12 protein-coding genes are annotated in these 19,020 nt (G+C 41.4%); 3 read left to right on the top strand and 9 right to left on the bottom strand.

Annotated features, from left to right (window positions below; genetic code table 11):
- Positions 1 to 17 precede the first annotated feature (17 nt).
- Entirely contained in the window at positions 18 to 836 is an 819-nt protein-coding gene (locus LK453_RS00980; RefSeq protein ID WP_227674353.1) for an N-acetylmuramoyl-L-alanine amidase, read from the bottom strand.
- A 548-nt stretch (positions 837 to 1,384) separates the two neighbouring features.
- On the opposite strand from LK453_RS00980, the gene LK453_RS00975 reads away from it, so the two are divergent.
- The gene (locus tag LK453_RS00975) at positions 1,385 to 1,831 is read left to right on the top strand and encodes a DUF2147 domain-containing protein (protein WP_007394120.1); all 447 of its coding nucleotides are present in this window, start codon (positions 1,385 to 1,387) and stop codon (positions 1,829 to 1,831) included.
- A 214-nt stretch (positions 1,832 to 2,045) separates the two neighbouring features.
- On the opposite strand, the gene LK453_RS00970 is transcribed toward LK453_RS00975, so the two are convergent.
- From LK453_RS00970 to map, 7 genes are all read right to left on the bottom strand, one after another.
- Entirely contained in the window at positions 2,046 to 2,588 is a 543-nt protein-coding gene (locus LK453_RS00970) for a DUF421 domain-containing protein (RefSeq protein ID WP_201526598.1), read from the bottom strand.
- Positions 2,589 to 2,625: 37 nt separating this feature from the next.
- Positions 2,626 to 4,680 (bottom strand): D-alanyl-D-alanine carboxypeptidase/D-alanyl-D-alanine-endopeptidase, encoded by a 2,055-nt coding sequence (locus LK453_RS00965; protein WP_201537249.1) that lies wholly within the window; start codon positions 4,678 to 4,680, stop codon positions 2,626 to 2,628.
- A gap of 164 nt (positions 4,681 to 4,844) precedes the next feature.
- Complete coding sequence (locus tag LK453_RS00960) at positions 4,845 to 5,450, bottom strand: 3'-5' exonuclease (protein ID WP_201526596.1); 606 nt, start codon at positions 5,448 to 5,450, stop codon at positions 4,845 to 4,847.
- Positions 5,451 to 5,464: 14 nt separating this feature from the next.
- The gene (locus LK453_RS00955; protein ID WP_201537252.1) at positions 5,465 to 7,465 is read right to left on the bottom strand and encodes a DUF294 nucleotidyltransferase-like domain-containing protein; all 2,001 of its coding nucleotides are present in this window, start codon (positions 7,463 to 7,465) and stop codon (positions 5,465 to 5,467) included.
- A 333-nt stretch (positions 7,466 to 7,798) separates the two neighbouring features.
- Entirely contained in the window at positions 7,799 to 9,022 is a 1,224-nt protein-coding gene (dapC, locus tag LK453_RS00950; RefSeq protein ID WP_201537255.1) for a succinyldiaminopimelate transaminase, read from the bottom strand.
- A gap of 209 nt (positions 9,023 to 9,231) precedes the next feature.
- Entirely contained in the window at positions 9,232 to 11,931 is a 2,700-nt protein-coding gene (gene glnD / locus LK453_RS00945) for a [protein-PII] uridylyltransferase (protein ID WP_201541606.1), read from the bottom strand.
- 189 nt (positions 11,932 to 12,120) lie between these two features.
- Positions 12,121 to 12,918, bottom strand: a complete 798-nt coding sequence (gene map, locus LK453_RS00940; protein WP_007394113.1) for a type I methionyl aminopeptidase — start codon at positions 12,916 to 12,918, stop codon at positions 12,121 to 12,123.
- Between the two features lie 814 nt (positions 12,919 to 13,732).
- Here map and rpsB point away from each other — a divergent pair.
- The gene (gene rpsB, locus LK453_RS00935; RefSeq protein ID WP_201526580.1) at positions 13,733 to 14,524 is read left to right on the top strand and encodes a 30S ribosomal protein S2; all 792 of its coding nucleotides are present in this window, start codon (positions 13,733 to 13,735) and stop codon (positions 14,522 to 14,524) included.
- 256 nt (positions 14,525 to 14,780) lie between these two features.
- Positions 14,781 to 15,659 carry a translation elongation factor Ts gene (gene tsf / locus LK453_RS00930; protein ID WP_007394111.1) on the top strand — a complete coding sequence of 293 codons (879 nt, stop codon included), beginning with the start codon at positions 14,781 to 14,783 and terminating at the stop codon, positions 15,657 to 15,659.
- 158 nt (positions 15,660 to 15,817) lie between these two features.
- Here the strand turns inward: tsf and ppc are convergent, their stop codons facing one another.
- Entirely contained in the window at positions 15,818 to 18,613 is a 2,796-nt protein-coding gene (ppc, locus tag LK453_RS00925) for a phosphoenolpyruvate carboxylase (RefSeq protein ID WP_201537258.1), read from the bottom strand.
- Positions 18,614 to 19,020 lie beyond the last annotated feature (407 nt).

Below are 19,020 nucleotides of genomic sequence, written 5' to 3'. Positions count from 1 at the left end.
GATGTCACTTCCTGAGATCAGTCAACATTTTCTACATACTTATTATGCAAAGCCCTCAAAATGGCATAGGTCTCTAAGTCCATTTTTCCTGTCAGGTTTTGAGGTCTAAAGTGTAGTTGGAAGGCATAAATCACATTACGGCTGGGCTTGTCCCAGTCATCACTCTCATTGATTGCATATCCATAGTCTCTGAACAGCTGTTTAATTTGTAGCGTAGTCGCTGTTTTAAAAGAGCCATCCGTCATAAACCGTTGTTTATCTGCCTCATCATACCAAGCCCCAATACCGTACTCTTTGTATAACCGCTCCCAAGGGAATTTTGCCCCAGGGTCAATCTTACGTGAAGGGGCCATGTCAGAATGACCGATAATCTGCGTGGGTTTAATTTCATATTTTTGGACCAACTGTTGAATCAAGTGCGCCAGCTTTTTGATTTGGGTGTCACTAAATGCCACAAAATGTTCAGGAGGATGATAGCCATCATTGTCTTTATTGGCAGATTTCCGGTATTGCTGTTTTATACCTTCATTGACAATCTCAATCCCAATGGAAGTGTCATTTAATACCTGTCTACCGGCGAATTCGCCTGCACCTGCATGCCATGCTCGTTCATTATCGGGGACCAAATGATAAATGGTATTATTTTCTGTTAGGGGGATAAGATAGTGGGCACTGACATTTTCTTTGGTCAATATTCGAATAGATTCTGCCTCATCTTCAGCCGTATAGTGCAATATAATAGATTGAATGCGTTGGCTTTTGCCTTGTGACTGATAGCTTTGGTTATCAATAACAAAGCCGGTATTACTCACACAGCTTGATAAAATAAGGCTCATACTTAAGCCTAATATTAATAGTGAAGCCGTTTTCAAAATATGAGGCATTCGGGATATTTTTCTAACTTTATGGTTGTTAAAAGTTGTTATCATAAGTTTTTCTAGTAGCAGTTGAGTAGAAGATGCTTTATTAGTTAAGCAAAGCTACGGGTATAATAACCTGTGAGCAGCGTGTAATTTTACAATGAACTCCTAAAATCAGTATTAAATACAGTTAAGTAATAATAATGCTCAATTGTTACCGTTTTGAATAAGTTTGATGTTTAAATACTGTTTTAAGTTTTTTCGTATCGTAGAGTGTCGACAAAGGTATTTTTAAATTGTATGATAAATTTGCTCATGTTAAGTTAAATGATAATTGTTTTGAATAAAATGTTAAATAAAATAGCATTTAACAATATTTATAACGATTTGATTGATAATGATTTGATGATGGCTTGAATGGCAATTTATTCTCGCTAACTTCTTATTTATTTCTTTATCATGGCATACGTAAAATTACATTGAATACCTTAAATGGATTTATTTATTTTTCGATTGGAGTCGATATGAAACGTTTTACTACTTTACTTGCTACCGCCACTTTAACTGGTCTAATGTCAACAGTCGCTATGGCAGCTTCACTAAACGGTACCCAATGGCAATCAGTAGATGATAAAACTGGTGAAAAGAAAGCCATTATCAAAATGACTGAGTCAAACGGCGTGGTGACAGGAACGATTATCAAAATTAATGATGCGTCAAAAGCTAAAGAAGTGTGCTCAAAATGTTCAGGATCATTAAAAAATAGACCAATTGTTGGTTTACCTATTTTAACTGGTCTTAAAGCAGATGGTAATAACAAGTGGTCAGGGGGCGATCTGGTTGACCCTGAAAATGGCAAGGTTTATGGTGGTAAAGTCACCTTGTCTGATAATGGTCAAACTTTGAAGTTAACAGGTAATATCAAGCACACGCCTCTAAAACGTAGTCAGACTTGGACTCGCGTTAAATAATTTTTAGAAGATAGTTTGCATGATTTGTTGGTTTTTTAAATCAAGTAAAGGTGGTTGAACGCCTATACTAAAAAACTAAAAATTACAGTTCTAGAAATCGGATTGTTAGAGCTTACGATATTAAAAGATGCACTGTATTAAAAAAGGTTAGGGGGCTAAGCTCCCTAACCTTTTTTAGTTTTAGCATTTAAATGAGTGACTTATATTAATAGTTTTACAGTAGCGGCTTTAAGGTATCTGAAGGCTTTATATTGCCTTGTTCATCAAATCTATCATTAGACTCACGTTTTGGTACTACCGTTAATTTAGCATCGCTTTCAAAGATTACCGCAGCAACCTCCTCAAAATCGTGAATACCTTCACTGCGCATGGCACATTCAATCTCTTGACGGGTTAAGCGTTCTTTACGCATTGCCTCCGGCAAAAACTGCCCTTGATAAAAAACCACACGAGGCTCAGACAGGATAACGTTGGCGAATTCTGCTGATATCGACGCGTATGTGGTGACTAAATATTGCAAAATAAGTAAAGTAACTACCGAAGCCATGCCCTCAATAATGGGCACGTTTTTTAAGATGATAGTACTGGCGCCAATAGAGCCAATCATTACTGTCACTACCCAGTCAAAATTATTTAACTGAGAAGTTGAACGCTTACCTGATACCTTGTGAAATAGCACAATACAAAGGTAAACCACGACGGCTGATACGACCATTCGTATCAGGGTTTGCGTACTGTCGAAAAATAACATATCCATAAATCATGACCTTGCATAGGGCTAAAAGCCGAAATAATTACTGCTTTGCGGTCCAGTCTAACATGGTGTCCAGTACATAGCGGGCTTCATAAGTATTAAGAGGTTGACTACTATTGCTTGAGCCATTGATTATGCCAACCACCACATAATCTTGTCCCGACAGGCCATGTACGTAACCAGCCATCGATGTTACATCATTTAGAGTGCCGGTTTTTATCCATGCACGTCCTATGGCAGCAGAGTTTGGCAGACGCTCTCCATGTTCCGTAATGGTACCACTAATGCCTGCAATACCTAATGAATTAACATAGGTATTAAAATCAGGATGGTTATAAGCGAAGCCAAGCAATTCGGCCAAGTTCTCAGCAGTCACACTGCAATCTCGGCACAATCCCGATCCATTGCTCATCGCGGGAGGCATGGTGGTTAGATGTTGCTGCCACCAGTTGTTAATCGTTGCCAAGGCTTTTAGATAGTCAGACTGAGTATTGACTTTAGATCTAGTCACCTTTGGTAAAGGTGAACCATCGGAATTTGTTTCTTTTGGATTGGTTTTGGTATATAAAGGCAATGTTAAAGTCACTTGCTCAGTCATTACATTATTAGAATAGTGATTAATATCATAAATCTGCTGTGAAAGAGGTAATGAGGGGTAACTAACAAAAGGCAGCGGAGAAGATGGTAAGATCGCCGAAAGATTGGCCATAAGGTCTTGTTTATCGCCACTAGCACTCATATCAAGGTAGCTGCCATAAACGGTCTTAATAGGACTTTCGGTATTAATCATATCTCCTGACACTGTATTGCCCAGCCCCAAGAATTTAATATTACCTGATAAGGTGTTGCCAAGGTTTAACCATTGATTTTTAACCACCCGTTTGGCGAAATCTTTAGCGTCGGGATAGGCAATATAAAAAGTGTGTGCACCGCAACTTTCTGGCAGCAGTCTATTAAACTTAAGCCCTGACTTCTGCCAAACCGGAGCTAAGCTTGAGCGCGCAGATGCGCATTTACCCGCAGTGGTCGTGGCCAAAGTGTTAGGTAGGTCGTAATCTGCCAACCTTGGTTTATAGTATAGTTTTGACAGGCCTTTATTGCTGTCATTTAATAAAGGAACGGCCGTAATCTCCACAGAGCTGAAATTAATCAATAAGCCGTCGGGACTGGCATTATAAGGTCTTAAAGGATCGTTATCAAAAGCAGCAGGGTCTTTAGTCACGGCTTGAAACACAGAGCTGTCTAAAACTATATCGCCCTTGATATGCTGGATGCCGGCTTTTTGTACTTGCTCCAACAGCTTATTTAGACGTTGCGTGGTTAACTTAGGATCTCCACTGCCTTTGATAATTAAATCACCATACAAGGTATTGGCAGAGACAAACCCCGTATGATAAACCTGAGTGAACCACACAAAGTCAGGGCCCAATAAGTCTAAAGCCACAAATGTTGGGATAAGCTTCATAGTGCTGGCAGGTCTGCGAGGCAAGTCGGCCAAATGTCTAATGGGAAATTCTACAGTATGACTATCAGTGGCAGTCGAACTGGGAGAAGAAACAGTCGTGTCAGTTGTGGGAGACAATGCATAAGGGGATACGACAGTCTTGGTGGCGGTCGAAGCATTGGTAGTCGTAGCAGTATGCTGAGTTTGGTTGGTCGATGGTTTCGAAGCTTGGTTGGAGTTTTGACTAGAAGTTTGAGTGGCTAAAGATGTTGGGGCTAAAATTAATTCTTCAGTCTCTGGAGGCAAAGCGTCAGGATCAGGCTTCGATGGTAGCTCAGCCTCCATAACCTTTGCCACTTCAGGTTTAATGATTTCCGGTAATCTACTCTTATTACTCGCGGGCTTTCCGTCAGCACCTGGGGCTGGATTCACAGGTACGATTACCAGGCTAATGTCATCGGTACTAATTTTAGCGCGGTTCAACGCAGCTTCCACAGTAGGGGGAAGCTGAGCTTGAGACCATGATGATAGACCAATGCATAAACTTAGAGCGGTTGCCAGTTTACTAAAAGTTTTTGAGCCTCGCTGTTCATGAGGTCGGTTTGATGAGTAAGGCAATAAAGAATCGTATTTTAGTTTTGACAGAGGCATAAGCTTACAAGTATCGGTTGAGTTGAAACAGGAGAGTGAGATTAAGCCTGGTATTATAACCGCTGGGTCGGTTAATAGACACTAGCGATAACAACAATTGTCGTCTAAGGGTTGTATTAATCTACTTATACTCCATCTGTAATTGTCTAAAAATTAGCTAAGAGCTATCTAAGATGGAGAAATACCATAGCCGTCATTAGCGCATCATTATAAGCATCATGAGCGGCTAATTCGGGCAGCTGCAATTGGGTCGCAATAGAGCTTAGTTGTTGGGCTTGATGGGAGATGCCTTGGGTGCGATTGCCACTATATCGATTGTAAAGGTCGCGTATGTCGATAATAGGATTGGGTAGGGCAGTGCCCATGTAGGACTTACTGATTTTGTTTAAAAATCCCATGTCTAATTGAGGACAATAACCCACGATAGGTCGATTATCAATAAAAGGCAGTAAACGCTCTAGCATTTGCTCGTAGCTTAAGCCATTTTCCACATCTATGGGTCGTAGACCATGAATAATAATGGTCTCTTTGGTAGGCATTACTGGAGGTCGACAAATAAGATGGAGGCCTTGACCACTTTGTATGTTTGAGCCGTTAATGTGGATGGCGGCAATGGATAATAAATGGTCTTTCTTAGGATTCAACCCTGTCATTTCACAGTCGATGGCTACCCACTTATCAGATGGGGAAGGCTCAAACATACCTTTTAGCTCGGGGCGAGTGAGCTGTCTTAGGTACCAAGCGGACTTTATATGATGCGCTAGGGTCATAATCGATCTCCTAATTAAGCTATCTCCAATTGATAGCGTTGACGCAGTTCATTTTTAAAGCTTTTAACCACATTTAAGCACTCTTTTAATAGGTCCCTTTCCAAAGCAGATAATGTCGAGGGATCGACCTGCCGAGCCAACTTGTCATCAGTAGCAAGTGCAATGTCTAAACGCCGTGCCATAAAAAATTCTAGGGCTTCATTTAAAGTTTCCGCACGATTATGGGTCATAACTCCTGCATGGACTAACTGCTGCAATCGAGCTTTGCTACTGGTGACATCAAAGATATCGTTCTCTAAGGCGAGTGATCGTATCCCATGCACTAAGGGAAAAATACCGGCCTTTTTCAAATCAATATCTTGGGGGAGAGGCTTTCCAATTAAAGGGGCGAACTTTTTCCACCATTGGTTAACTTCACCAAATTGTAAAGCCGCTTTTGCGAAACTTCGGACAAACATAGGGTCAGCGCTACGGTGTGCGATTTGAAGATGTTTACGTAACGCTTCCAATAAGCGTTCATCGCCGCAAACATAGGAGGCATCAAGCAGTGAGGAAAGCCAAATGGCATGTTCGGGCTGTTTTTGACTAAACCAAGTAGACACCTCAGATTTAAAGCGATTCAAAGGTTGCCGCCAAAGTGGGTTGGTCATCATAATATTACCGTCACACAAAGGGTAGCCCATGTCTGCCAAAGCATGATTAAAGGCTGCTGCATAGTCAGCAAGCTTCGGGTCACTAAAGCCATTACGGATAATAAGCGCATTGTCCTGATCGGTCCGCATAATTTGCTCGCCCCGCCCTTCGGAGCCCATAACAATAATGCAGGTATTTTCATAGACCATATCGGGGACGATGAGACGCCATAACTTGCTAAAGACGTGAGCATTTAGTGCCTGTACAATGCGACTAATAACCCCAATTTTTATACCATTATTATGTTGTCCACGAATATATTGGCCAATCTGTTCCACCGGTAGTTTCAAAGCGTCAATACTATCAGCGTTTTCTATCTGAAGAGTAATGATCTGGGAGTGATGACTCAAAAAGGCCAGTAAGTCACTTTGAGCGAGGACGCCTATTACCTCTTCATTGTCATCTAAAACGGGCAGTCGGTGCACTCGATGACGAATCATGGTCAATAAGGCTTCACTAATGTCTTGCTGATAAGAGACAGTATACAGTTTAAATTTGGCATAATCGCGACACAGCATCGTACTCATGTCCACCTGTTCACTCACCGCTCGACAAATATCTGCGTCGGTTAATATACCAAGATTACTTTGATGCGAGCGTGTGGGGTGACGTTCAATAGTGGGTGTGCGTTTTACCAATACATGTTTTAAGCCAGCTTGGGTCATGGTACGAGCTGCCTCGAACAAGGTGGCTGTCTCTGAAATGGTATGCACTTGTAGCATACGGATGGCAGTGACCGGTTGTAGCATTAATTGTTGTGATTCAGCTTGATTACCTGCTGTGGCACCGGCCAAAGAGTAAGACAATGCAGATGAATGACTGCTACCGCTTCGCTGATTATACGCCTGCATACGCTCTGCTAATTCACCTTTTAGCAGTTTGTGAATATGAGGGTTTTGTGCCGACAGTTTATCTATGGCGGCGGAGTTTACTTGAAGTAATAGGCTATCTTCTAAGGCTTGATAGTGGTAGTCACGGGTTGAATTATGGGGAAGGTGACTATCACCATTGTTGTGGTTGTCTAAGTCATCTTCAGATACAGCGGCAGTTATAGGCAGTGATGAAAGGGAGTCATTTGTCGGCTTTTTGCGGGCATCAAACCAATCATTGCTAAAGTTAGTGGCTGCATAATCATGCAGCTCATCTCCGGCTAGGCTCTGCTGAATACGGCCTTTTAATACCACATAAAAGTAATCATGATCAGCCACAGGCAAGGCTTCATTCTTGGCCAAATAACGAATTTGGGTCTGTTTTTTAAGACTTTCACGCTCACTGGAATTTAAAGCGTCAAAAGGCGGCTGTGTAAAATCTAGCCTTGTCATGAACCACTCCTTGGTTATTGGTATGCACTGCTACTGATATTACAACCTACCATAACGGGTGTTGCAACTAGGATTATTCCGTTTTTGTCCTCTAAATTCGAATGCTTCTAAATTACTTACCTCATGTCTCACCACTGATTTAACCCAGTTTATTAGCTTGGCTTAGTCACAGACAAAAGGATGCAAATTAAAGACAGTTGAATGGTTATTAACTGTCATTATCAGTAAAAGCAGGTATTGATAAAAGCCTCTATTAATGGAAAAACAGCTTATTGAAAACAATACTTATCGAAAACAGCGTTTATGGGTCATTAGCATAACATGATAAAACCCTTAAGTAAGCAAGGTTTTAATACGAGTAATGGCTTCTCGGCTTTCCTCAACACTGGCCACTAGCGCAAGTCTTACAAAACCTTTACCTGGATTAACACCATTGACCTCACGGGATAAATAACGGCCGGCTAAGGCGTTAATATTAACCTTTTCAAACAACGCTTTAACAAAGGCCTCGTCATCTGGTTGACCTTGTGCGTCTTTAAATTGCTCTGGAACTGGTACCCAAAAGTAAAAACCTGCATCAGGCTTAGTCAGTTTTAGAGTATCGCCAAGCTCAGTTATCCATAAATCAAATTTCTGGGCATAGAGGTTACGGTTTTCTGCAACATGCGTCTCATCTTGCCAAGCCGCGATAGAGGCCAACTGATGGTGTATCGGTAAAGCACATCCTTGATAGGTACGGTATTGAAGATAGGGTTTGAGTAGGCTGGCATCGCCAGCGACAAAGCCTGAACGTAAACCCGGTAAGTTTGAGCGTTTAGACAACGAATGAAACACGATACAGTTTTTATAGTCATTACGACCCATATTGGCACAGACTTCAAGTAGGCCTACAGGTGCTTTATCAAAATAGAGTTCGCTATAGCACTCATCACTGGCAATAATAAAGTCATGTTGATCAGACAGCTCAATTAATGCTTGCCAGTCTGCCTCGCTAAATACAGCGCCAGTAGGATTATTCGGGCTACAGACGAAGACCACCTGAGTACGTTGCCATATTTCACTTGGCACAGAGCGGTAATCTCCCTTAAATTCATTGTCAGCGTGACAATCAACAAAATAAGGTTCTGCGCCAGCCAACAAGGTAGCGCCTTCATAGATTTGATAAAAAGGATTGGGCATCACTACCAACGGCTTTTCATGACTGTCCGCAACTTTGGAGCCGTCGATAGCCGCTTGTACAAAGCTAAATAAAGCTTCACGAGTGCCCATAACCGGAATAATCTGTGAGTCAGTATCGATTGCTGTCAGTCTGAAGCGCTGCTTTAACCATTGTGCAATCGCTTGTCGCAATTCAGGAAGACCATTGGTACTGGGATAATTTTGAACTTTATTTAAGTTTTCAGCCAGTACTTTAAGCACGAAAGCCGGAGGCTCGTGTTTGGGCTCACCAATCCCTAGTTTAATGGTTTCATAATCACTGGCAGGAACTGAGTCGGCCAAAAGAGTGGCCATCTTAGCAAAGGGATAGGGGTGCAGCAGATCTAATTGTGGGTTCATGGGCAGCCTATTTATTAACGTTCTTCTCTGAACATTTTTAATTTTTCATTTAAAGGGTTAGGTAATGCTAAGGGTCTCAAATACCACAGTCATTTAATCATTCAGCTATTTAGTTAGCCATAATTAAACATAAAGAAAACTAAGTCGAGACCCCAGTTCAGATACTGGCAATATCCCAGCATCTAATAATTCAGTTACCTTGAGTTTAACTAATTATTCGGGGTAAGCACTTCTATCAAAGTATTTTTTAATCGCTCTAATTTGGTATCACTGAGCATAGCATCCCCAATATCACTGATATAGAACATGTCTTCAGCACGCTCTCCTAAAGTGGTAATACGGGCCGCATGTACCTCGATACCTTCATTCAAAAACACTTGTCCAATACGTGCCAATAAGCCAGGTTGGTCTAATGTGGTTAGACTCATAACATGCTGATGACTCGCTTCATTATAGTTAAAATCAATAGTGGTTGGTACTTGAAAGTTCTTTAGTCGACGGGGTAGACGTTTTTGTACCAGCTTTGGACTTTCAGGGTTCTTAAATGCTTCAATCAAGCGGCGACTTAATTCTTCTCGAGACTCAGGATCGGTTAGCAAAGTACCGTGTCGGTCCAATAGCACGTAAGAGTCCAAAGCGAAATCACGGGTGGCCGTAATAATTCGGGCATCAAGAACGTCCAAATTCATTTGATCAAATACGGCCATTGTGACCGCAAAGAGATTGGCTTGATTTTGGGTGTAAATAAATATCTGTACCGCATCAAGGGCTAACTCTCTGTGCTCACGCAATACAATCAATGGCTCGCTACTGGCGTCTGATGCCTTACCAATGGGCGGGTGATTCAATATGGCTTCGGTATGCCACATGATGGCTTCAGGGATTTCTCGTAAGAAATACTCATCGCCTAACTCATCCCATAGCGCCAACACTTCATCACGGTTCATATGCTGATTGTCTACCTTGTCGAGCATGGCCAATGCTTGTTGACGGGTAGTGGCAATCATTTCTTGACGGTTGGTTGGTGCATCTAAATCTGCACGTAAAATGCGACGTGTTTGGATGTAAAGCTGCTTCATCAAGCTAGCACGCCAACTGTTCCAGAGTTGAGGGTTGGTCGCGTTCATATCAGCGACCGTTAACACATATAAATGGTTTAGATGGGTGACGTTGCCGACAAGATTGGCAAATCGAGTCACCACTTCAGGATCGGAGATATCTTGTTTTTGCGCCGTCATTGACATTAATAGGTGGTAGCGGGTTAACCAACCGATTAGTTTGGCATCGGCTTCACTCATGCCGTGACTTAAGCAAAACTCTATGGCATCAATTTCTCCGAGCTCACTGTGATCACCGCCACGCCCTTTGGCGATATCATGGAAGATGGCCGCTAATACGATGATTTCCTTACGTTCAATACGTTTATAAATAGAACTGACCAACGCAAAATCATCTTTGTATTTAGGGTCAGTGAAGCGATGCAACATACGCACCAATAATAAGATATGGGCATCGACGGTATAGCGATGGAATAAATCGTATTGCATCAAGCCTACTAGATTGGCAAATTGAGGTAAATAATTAGCCAATACCCCATAGCGCTTCATAATACGCAGGCGCTGATATAAGTAGTTCTGCTCTTTTAGGTTGTCCAAAAACAACTGTTTATGGCGTTCATTTTCGCGGTAGTTCTGGTCAATACCTCTAGCAGCAATCTTCAATGCACGCAGAGTACGAGTGCGAATATACTTAATACCATGCTGACCCATTAATAAGAACATCTCTAAAATTGCTTCAGGATGCTGAGCAAAGACATGATGGTGGGCCATAGCGATATGATCGCCAACTTGATTGAATCGGGCATTGAGTACCGATCTTTTGGGACGCTCTGATTCAGGCAGTCGTGCCTCAATTAAAGTCTCATAATAATGGGCAGTTAACATCTCAGAAAGCGTTGATATTTGCATGGCGCAGCGGTAGTAGTCACGCATGAAAGCTTCGACTGCTGCGTTTGGCTCATCGTCTGGCTCTGCATGATAGCCCATACGTTCGGCAATTTCTCTTTGATAATCAAAAAGTAATTTGTTTTCGTTACGGCCCGTTAAGCGATGCAAATGATGACGAATCCGCCATAAAAAGCCCTCTGCAAACATCAGCTCGTCAAATTCTCTTTCGGTCAGAAACTCTTGAGGAACCAAGTCGTAGAGCTTACCAATTCTAAAGTAACGCTTGGTTATCCAGCCAATTGTGTGGATATCACGTAGACCACCCGGCGACTTTTTAATGTCCGGCTCAAGGTTATATTCGGTGTCGTTATGACGCAAATGACGGGCACGGGCTTCTGCCATTTTAGCTTCATAAAAGTCTTTCTGAGACCAAAGCTGCTGCACAATTTCATTAGGTACGTTGCGAAGTGTCTCGTTACCTGCCAACAGACGCCCTTCAAGAAGGTTGGTTGCCACAGTTATGTCTGTCGCCACTTGAAAGCAGTCTTTTATACTGCGTACTGCCAGACCTGGTTCAATCCCTATGTCCCAAAGCCGGGCCACGAAGGCGTCTACTTTTTGACTGGTGTTTTTATCTAAATCATCAGGAGACAGTAATAGAATATCCACATCAGAGTAAGGAGACAGCTCACCACGTCCATAGCCACCTACGGCAAACAAAGCCAACTCAGTTTGTTGTAGGTCGTGTAGTTTAAATAGTTCAATCAATAGACTGTCAATGGCTTCAGCCCGTGCTTCAACCAAGCTTCTGATGTCTACTCCTTTCGCCAAGGCGACCGAAATATCGTCTTCGATCTGCTTTAGCCAGTCAGGGATACCCAAGTTTCTGGACTGGTTTGAGGAGACATTTGATAGGTCGGGTAACTCAGTAATTAAAGTGTCGGTTGAGTCGGCAATAAACATATTGAAATCCAAACGCGGTCTAAGTAAGAGGGTGAGTATACGCTAGCTCTGGCTTTATCTAAAAAGACGCTTAACTGAGAGAGTATAAAACTATTACAGTGTAGAGCCATAACAGTATAGAGCTATGTTACGAGAGTTGGCATCATTTTCACCAAAAAAAAGACTGCCTAAGCAGTCTTTTTTTGTGAATTAAGCAGTTAAAAAGCTTAAGTCTTCTTCAGGTCGTGTGGTAAATACTTCACAGCCATTATCGGTTACCATTAAGGTATGTTCCCACTGTGCTGATAACTTACGGTCTTTGGTAATTGCGGTCCACTGATCTGGTAAGACTTTAGTCTTCCATGTGCCTTGGTTAATCATAGGCTCAATGGTGAAGGTCATACCTGTTTTTAATTCCATACCAGTGCCTTTACGTCCGTAATGCAACACTTGAGGCTCATGATGAAAGGTATTACTAATACCATGACCACAAAACTCACGAACAATACTAAAACGTTCAGGTTCAACCACTTCTTGAATAGCAGCACCAATATCGCCTAAATGAGCGCCATTTTTCACCACACTCATACCAGCGTATAAGGCTTTTTGAGCCACATCACAGATACGTTGGGCCATAATTGACCCTTCGCCAATAATCCACATTTTTGACGTATCACCATAATAACCATCTTTAATAACAGTAACATCAATATTAATAATGTCGCCGTCTTTTAAGATTTTAGTTTCTGAGGGGATACCGTGACAAACCACATGGTTTACTGAGGTACAAATTGATTTAGGGAAAGGCGGTTGTCCATAGTTTAATGGCGCAGGAATTGCCCCGTTTTGTAGGGTGAATTCATGAGCAATCTGGTTTAGCGCCTCTGTACTCACGCCTTCTTTAACATGCTCATCAAGGAGTACTAGCAAATCACTGGCCAGTTTACCGGCAACTCGCATTTTTTCAATGGCTTCAGGGCCAAGTATTAAATCGTCTGGTTTATTCATAATATTTTTGTTCTAAATTGAGTTAAAAGATATATCAAAAATTAAATTGCATTAAGAGATAGCTAACAAAAGAATTAGTAAAAGCTAGCAAAATGATTAAAAGCAAGATAATTAAAAGGTAGAAAACATGGTTTACAAAGTAGAATGGATAAAGCTACTTACTACAGTAAGGCGACATTATAACATAGCCCTATAGCGATTTAATTTATGCGAATGTTAACAACTTTAGCTTTGAGATAGGCACTGTATAACCTTTACCTGTGTGATCTGTATGACTAATTCCTTGTAACTATCTACTTGTAACTAACACCTTATGTAAAAGTTCGGAGACGTAAATAATTAAGACAAATAATTTCGGTCCGTAGTGGGTTTGTTATCTTCTTAAACCGTTTTCAATATTCGAAACGATATAGATCGCAAAGTCCCATAGTATTTTTCCATAAAATCAACAGTTTAGGATGGTAAAAATAATGATAAACAATGCATATTAGACTGAAATATTACCTGTGCTCAACACCTCACTGACTCTTCTATATTTATATATAGTATGGTAAAATATGCACCTCATTTTATTTTTCTGTTTTGTACTAATTAAATTAAAGCAGAAATGAAAAAGTAAACTGTAGATTAATTTATTTAACCAATGACACACACATTGCGTTAAAGAATTGCTGGGTGTTTATCGGCTTGACTAATTTACTGTTTTTTGAAAGAGCTGATTTAATAAGGCTTTTGTAGAAAGTAGTGAATGCGTGTCGATAGATCGGTGATTTTTGCAGTGTGGAGGCATAACCCAATTTTCTAAGGAATTCAAATGTCAAATAGTCCAACTAATATGCCAATGCGCGACCTTCTACAAGCGGGCGCTCACTTCGGTCACCAAACTCGTTTTTGGAACCCAAAAATGAACCAATATATCTTTGGTGCCCGTAACAAAATTCATATCATCAACCTTGAGCACACTGTTAAAGCGTTCAACGAAGCATTAACTTACGTTAACGGTCTAGCGGCTAAAAACAACAAAGTATTATTTGTTGGTACTAAACGTGCAGCAAGTGGTGTGATCCGTGAGCAAGCTTTACGTGCTGGCATGCCATACGTTGATCATCGCTGGTTAGGCGGTATGTTGACTAACTGGAAAACTTTACGTCAGTCAATCAACCGTTTAAAAGAGCTAGAAAAACAAGCTGAAGACGGTACTTTCGCTAAGCTAACTAAGCGTGAAGCGTTAGAGCGTACTCGTGCAATGGAAAAATTAGAGCGCTCTTTAGGTGGTATCAAAAACATGGGCGGTCTACCTGACGCTATCTTCGTTGTGGACGTTGACCACGAAGCTATCGCCATTAAAGAAGCTAAAAACTTAGGTATTCCAGTAATCGGTATCGTTGATACTAACTCAAACCCAGACAACGTTGATTACATTATCCCAGCTAACGACGATGCTATCCGTGCTGTAACTTTATATGTTACTCGTATGGCTGATGCAATCATCGCTGGTAAAGAATACGCTAAAACACAAGCCGGTGGCGCTGCTGCTACTGAAGCTCCTGCTGAAGAAGTTCAAACTGAAGAAGCTGCTGCACCTGAAGCTGACTCAGCTGAATAATTTAAGTAACAAGCAGAAGTAATGAATTAGGTAACACGTTATTGACAATACAGTAATGAAGCTTGTAAAGCTGAGTACTAAAAAACGGTATTACCATAAGCCGTTACCTAATCTCATAAGTATTCTATGACTTATTGCGGCATGATGTGGAAACCCTCGTCATGCCCTTGTCATTTTATAATCTTACACTGCGCAATTAATTAAATAATATATTCAATAAGCTATACCCCATAACTACTCAAATAGAGGAAAAACTATGTCTAATATTTCTGCTAAATTAGTAAAAGAGCTTCGTGACCGTACTGGTCTTGGCATGATGGAATGTAAAAAAGCCCTTGAAGAAACTGGTGGTGATGTTGAGCAAGCGATCGACAACCTACGTAAATCAGGTCAAGCTAAAGCCGCTAAAAAAGCAGGTAATATTGCAGCTGATGGCGCAATCGTTATCGCTCAAGAAGGCAATAAAGCAATCCTAGTAGAAGTAAACTGCCAAACTGACTTCGTTGCTAAAGATGATAACTTCACTGAATTTGCTAACAAAGTAGCTGAATTAGCACTAGCTAACAACACTACTGACGTAGCGACTATCTCTGAGCTTGACTATGGTAATGGTCAAACTGTTGAAGAAGCACGTGTTTCTCTAGTTCAAAAAATCGGTGAAAACATCCAAGTACGTCGTGCACAAATCGTTGAAGGTGATAACCTAGCTTCTTACCGTCATGGTCTACGTATCGGTGTTGTGGTATCAACTGAAGGCGGTAGCGAAGAAACTGGTAAGAGCTTAGCGATGCACATCGCTGCATTCAACCCAGTTGCTGCTAACGATACTGACGTACCTGCTGAAGTATTGGCACGTGAAAAAGACATCGCTGAAGCCAAAGCACGTGAATCAGGCAAGCCTGACAACATCGTTGAAAAAATGATTGAAGGTAGCCTACGTAAGTACCTAGACGAAGTAGTATTGGTTCGTCAGGCCTATGTAATGGACAACGACAAGAAAGTTGGTGATGTTCTTAAATCTGAAGGCGTAACGGTTAAAAACTTCGTACGCTTTGAAGTTGGCGAAGGTATTGAGAAAAAACAAGAAGACTTCGCTGCTGAAGTTGCTGCTGCTCAAGCCGCTGCTGCACAGTAAGTTTAAACTCGCATTGGATAGAAATTAGTATTAATTAATCCGATACAAGTTTAGCAAATTTTAAAAGGCCCATCACTTTTGTGATGGGCCTTTTTTATATTAATATCTTAGGACAATACCAACATTTTAAAACAATATTTGTAGTTTAAAGCGAGAGATTAGCCCGTATTACGTAAGCCAGCGGCCAAGGCATTGATACTGCGGATTAAGGGGTCTTCTACTGCTAGGCCGTCTTTTACCTCGATGTCAGTATTATCGGTAGAATCACTATTTTGAAGGCGTAACCGTTTTAATAGCTCAATTTGGATATAATTCATTGGGTCAAGATAAGCATTACGCCATTCAAGAGAGCTTGCCAACTCTTGTTGACCTGACAACAAAGACTGCTGCTGTAATAGAGAATTTAGTCCTGACTCAGTAAGTTCATGCTCCTTAATCACTGCTTGCATGACCGTTTCACGTAGCGTCTCATCTTCACAGAGCTGACTGTAAGCACGGGCAATACTCATTTCTGACTTGGTAAAAGCCATTTCAATATTGCTGATAAAGGCTTTAAAGAATGGCCAGTTGTCATTCATTTCTCGCATCAATGCTTCATCTTGCTTAACACTGTCTAGCGCACTACCGACACCATACCAAGCGGGCAGTGTAAAACGGGCCAACGACCAACCAAATACCCAAGGAATGGCACGGATAGTTGATTTGCTAGGCAGTCCTTTTTTACGGTGGGCAGGACGTGAGCCGATATTGAGCAAAGAAATTTCCTGTACAGGAGTTGCCTGAGAATAAAATTTGTAGAAGCCTTCAGTATTATCAGTTAAGGCACGGTATTGATTTTCACCTGCTTCAGCTAAGCGGGCAAACAACGACTCATAACTGGCCAGTTGTTTGGGCTGTTCCACAAATCTTGAAGAGCTGGCCTTTAAAGCACCCGTAATTCCCATGGTTAGTTCAAATACGGCAGTATCTGGATTGGCGTATTTTGCATAAAGCACTTCGCCTTGCTCAGTAAATTTGATTTGGCCATTTAAGGTACCCACTGGCTGAGCGGCGATTGCTTGGTGGGTTGAGCCACCACCGCGGCTAACAGAACCCCCACGGCCATGGAAAAGACGGGTATGAATGCCGTACTTTTGAGCGATATCAGTAATGGTTTGCTGCGCACTATAAAGCTGCCAAGCGGAAGTAATAATACCGCCATCTTTAGAAGAATCAGAATATCCCAACATAATCTCTTGGGTATTATCAGACCCTTGTAGTAGCTGACGATAAAGAGGGTTATCCAAGACAGTAGGCATAATTTTATCGATATTTTTTAGGTCATCGATGGTTTCAAATAAGGGAGCCACTGGCAATGCAGCAAATAAATGACCTTCGCTATCGATACCAGACAGCCCCGCAAAACGCATTAATAACAAGACCTCTAACAGTTGACTGGCATTGTTGGTCATCGAAATAATATAGCTACCAAACGTATTCTCACCCACTAGCTTTCTTAATTTAGCGATAGAGTGCATTAGCGCCAATTGTTCTCGGGTCTGGTCTTTTAAATTATCGGTATAAATAAGTGGCGTGCCTGGTTTTTCAAGCAAACGAGTCAACCATTGTTGACGCTCTTCTTCACTAAGTTTGCGATAATCGGGTAGGTTGGAGGCGCTGTCAAAAATATCAGCGATGACCTCACCATGATAAGCTGAATCTTGACGAATATCTAAAGAAGCCAAGTGGAAGCCGCAAGTCTTAACCAAGCGGATTATATCTAGCAGCTGACCTTGTGAATGGGCCTGATCATGAGTGCGCAGACTTTCACGGATAAGACGTAGATCATCGATTAGCTGTTGAGGGCTTAGGTACGCATCTTTAGCTGCTGCTGAGTCATTACCTTGGCTTTGAATGTAGTCATTGGTGGCGGTGACTTTCGCTAAGATAATAGACAATAGTCTACGATAAGGCTCGTGATTGTAGTCTTCCGGGTTGTATAAAAACACCCTCTGATCCAGGTCACTATATGACTTAATACGCTCATATACTTCAGGAGCGATGGTGACAATGGTATCACTATGAATCAGCTCACGGCGTAGTTTTTTGAGCATAACGCGGTAATGACGCAGTACGGTATTGGCATGCATCAGTACTGCCATTTCCGTGGTTTCATGGGTGACAAATGGGTTGCCATCTCTATCGCCGCCAATCCACGAACCAAAGCGCAAGAAAGCGGGTAGGGCATAATCTGTTAATTCTGGATAGATATCAACAATGGCATTTTTTATATTGCGATAAACCTGAGGGATGGCGGTAAACAAACTGGCGTTGAAATAGTGCAAACCATTATTAATTTCATCATAAACCAAAGGCTTGCGTGTCCGAACTTCATCTGAGGACCATAACAAATCAATAGTCTCAGCCGTTTTTTGTTTGGCCTCTTCATAGGCCATACTGCCTTCAGGTAACTCATTTAATGCCGTACTGTGCGCATATAAAGTCTGCAGGATGTTCATGGTAGTTCGGCGACGCGCTTCTGTAGGGTGCGCGGTAAATACTGGTATAAATTTTAATTGGTCAATAAGCTCTTTGATTTGTTCTGCTTCAATGTGACGCTCTTTACACCCTAACAAGGTATGTCGGAACGAACCTTCCCAAAATTGTGAAGATTGTTCTTTTAGGAGACGACGCTCTTCTCGCAAAAAGTTTTCTTCAGTAAGGTTGGCCAAAAAAAAGTAAATTGAAAAGCCACGAATAACGTTTTGTAGAGTCTTATTGTCTAAAGAGGCAATCAGCTCTATCAGCTGTTGCTTATTTTGGGCATTGGGGGCACGGCGCTCTTGAATAAATCCTTTGCGTAAGGCTTCAATAGTACGGACGGTGTCTTCCCCTGACTGACGAGCGATTGCTTCGCCTAAAAATGACCCTAAAAGTCTAACGCGCGAGCGTAATACGTCGTTATTCGATGGCATTTTGGTTTCCTTGAGTTCACAGCTTGCGTTAAAAATAGCTAATTTGGTGGTGTAACCTTCTTTATTGTTTGACTGACTATAAATGATGTTCTTTACTTAAAATAGGGTATATCTACTCTAAAAAACTTTATAGAAGTTTGCCAATGAAAACAATACCTGAAATTCAAGGATTTATCATCTATTTCACGATTAACTTTAAAACTCAGTATGACTATAAATTTAATGAAAGAAAAAGCTGATGGTTGGTAATTAATATATTTTGAGGATTAATATATTTGAAAAGTTAATATATTTTTGAAACGGTGTCCGCTATCGGCTCTGTGAGGGTATACTTAGCAGTAATCAACTAAATCTGCTGTAAACTGGTATTTTGCCTAAATGGTGAGATAGAGTAACAACGAATAATA

Source organism: Psychrobacter sanguinis, from assembly GCF_020736705.1.
Lineage (GTDB): Bacteria > Pseudomonadota > Gammaproteobacteria > Pseudomonadales > Moraxellaceae > Psychrobacter > Psychrobacter sanguinis.
The sequence above is the reverse complement of the archived record's forward strand: the minus strand, read 5'-3'. Positions and strand labels throughout refer to the sequence as shown.

What these genes read in the sequence shown, in the direction of transcription:
- LK453_RS00980 (WP_227674353.1), bottom strand. Translation starts at nt 836, where the DNA reads ATGAGCCTTATTTTATCAAGCTGTGTGAGTAATACCGGCTTTGTTATT.
- LK453_RS00975 (WP_007394120.1), top strand. Translation starts at nt 1,385, where the DNA reads ATGAAACGTTTTACTACTTTACTTGCTACCGCCACTTTAACTGGTCTA.
- LK453_RS00970 (WP_201526598.1), bottom strand. Translation starts at nt 2,588, where the DNA reads ATGGATATGTTATTTTTCGACAGTACGCAAACCCTGATACGAATGGTC.
- LK453_RS00965 (WP_201537249.1), bottom strand. Translation starts at nt 4,680, where the DNA reads ATGCCTCTGTCAAAACTAAAATACGATTCTTTATTGCCTTACTCATCA.
- LK453_RS00960 (WP_201526596.1), bottom strand. Translation starts at nt 5,450, where the DNA reads ATGACCCTAGCGCATCATATAAAGTCCGCTTGGTACCTAAGACAGCTC.
- LK453_RS00955 (WP_201537252.1), bottom strand. Translation starts at nt 7,465, where the DNA reads ATGACAAGGCTAGATTTTACACAGCCGCCTTTTGACGCTTTAAATTCC.
- dapC (WP_201537255.1), bottom strand. Translation starts at nt 9,022, where the DNA reads ATGAACCCACAATTAGATCTGCTGCACCCCTATCCCTTTGCTAAGATG.
- glnD (WP_201541606.1), bottom strand. Translation starts at nt 11,931, where the DNA reads ATGTTTATTGCCGACTCAACCGACACTTTAATTACTGAGTTACCCGAC.
- map (WP_007394113.1), bottom strand. Translation starts at nt 12,918, where the DNA reads ATGAATAAACCAGACGATTTAATACTTGGCCCTGAAGCCATTGAAAAA.
- rpsB (WP_201526580.1), top strand. Translation starts at nt 13,733, where the DNA reads ATGTCAAATAGTCCAACTAATATGCCAATGCGCGACCTTCTACAAGCG.
- tsf (WP_007394111.1), top strand. Translation starts at nt 14,781, where the DNA reads ATGTCTAATATTTCTGCTAAATTAGTAAAAGAGCTTCGTGACCGTACT.
- ppc (WP_201537258.1), bottom strand. Translation starts at nt 18,613, where the DNA reads ATGCCATCGAATAACGACGTATTACGCTCGCGCGTTAGACTTTTAGGG.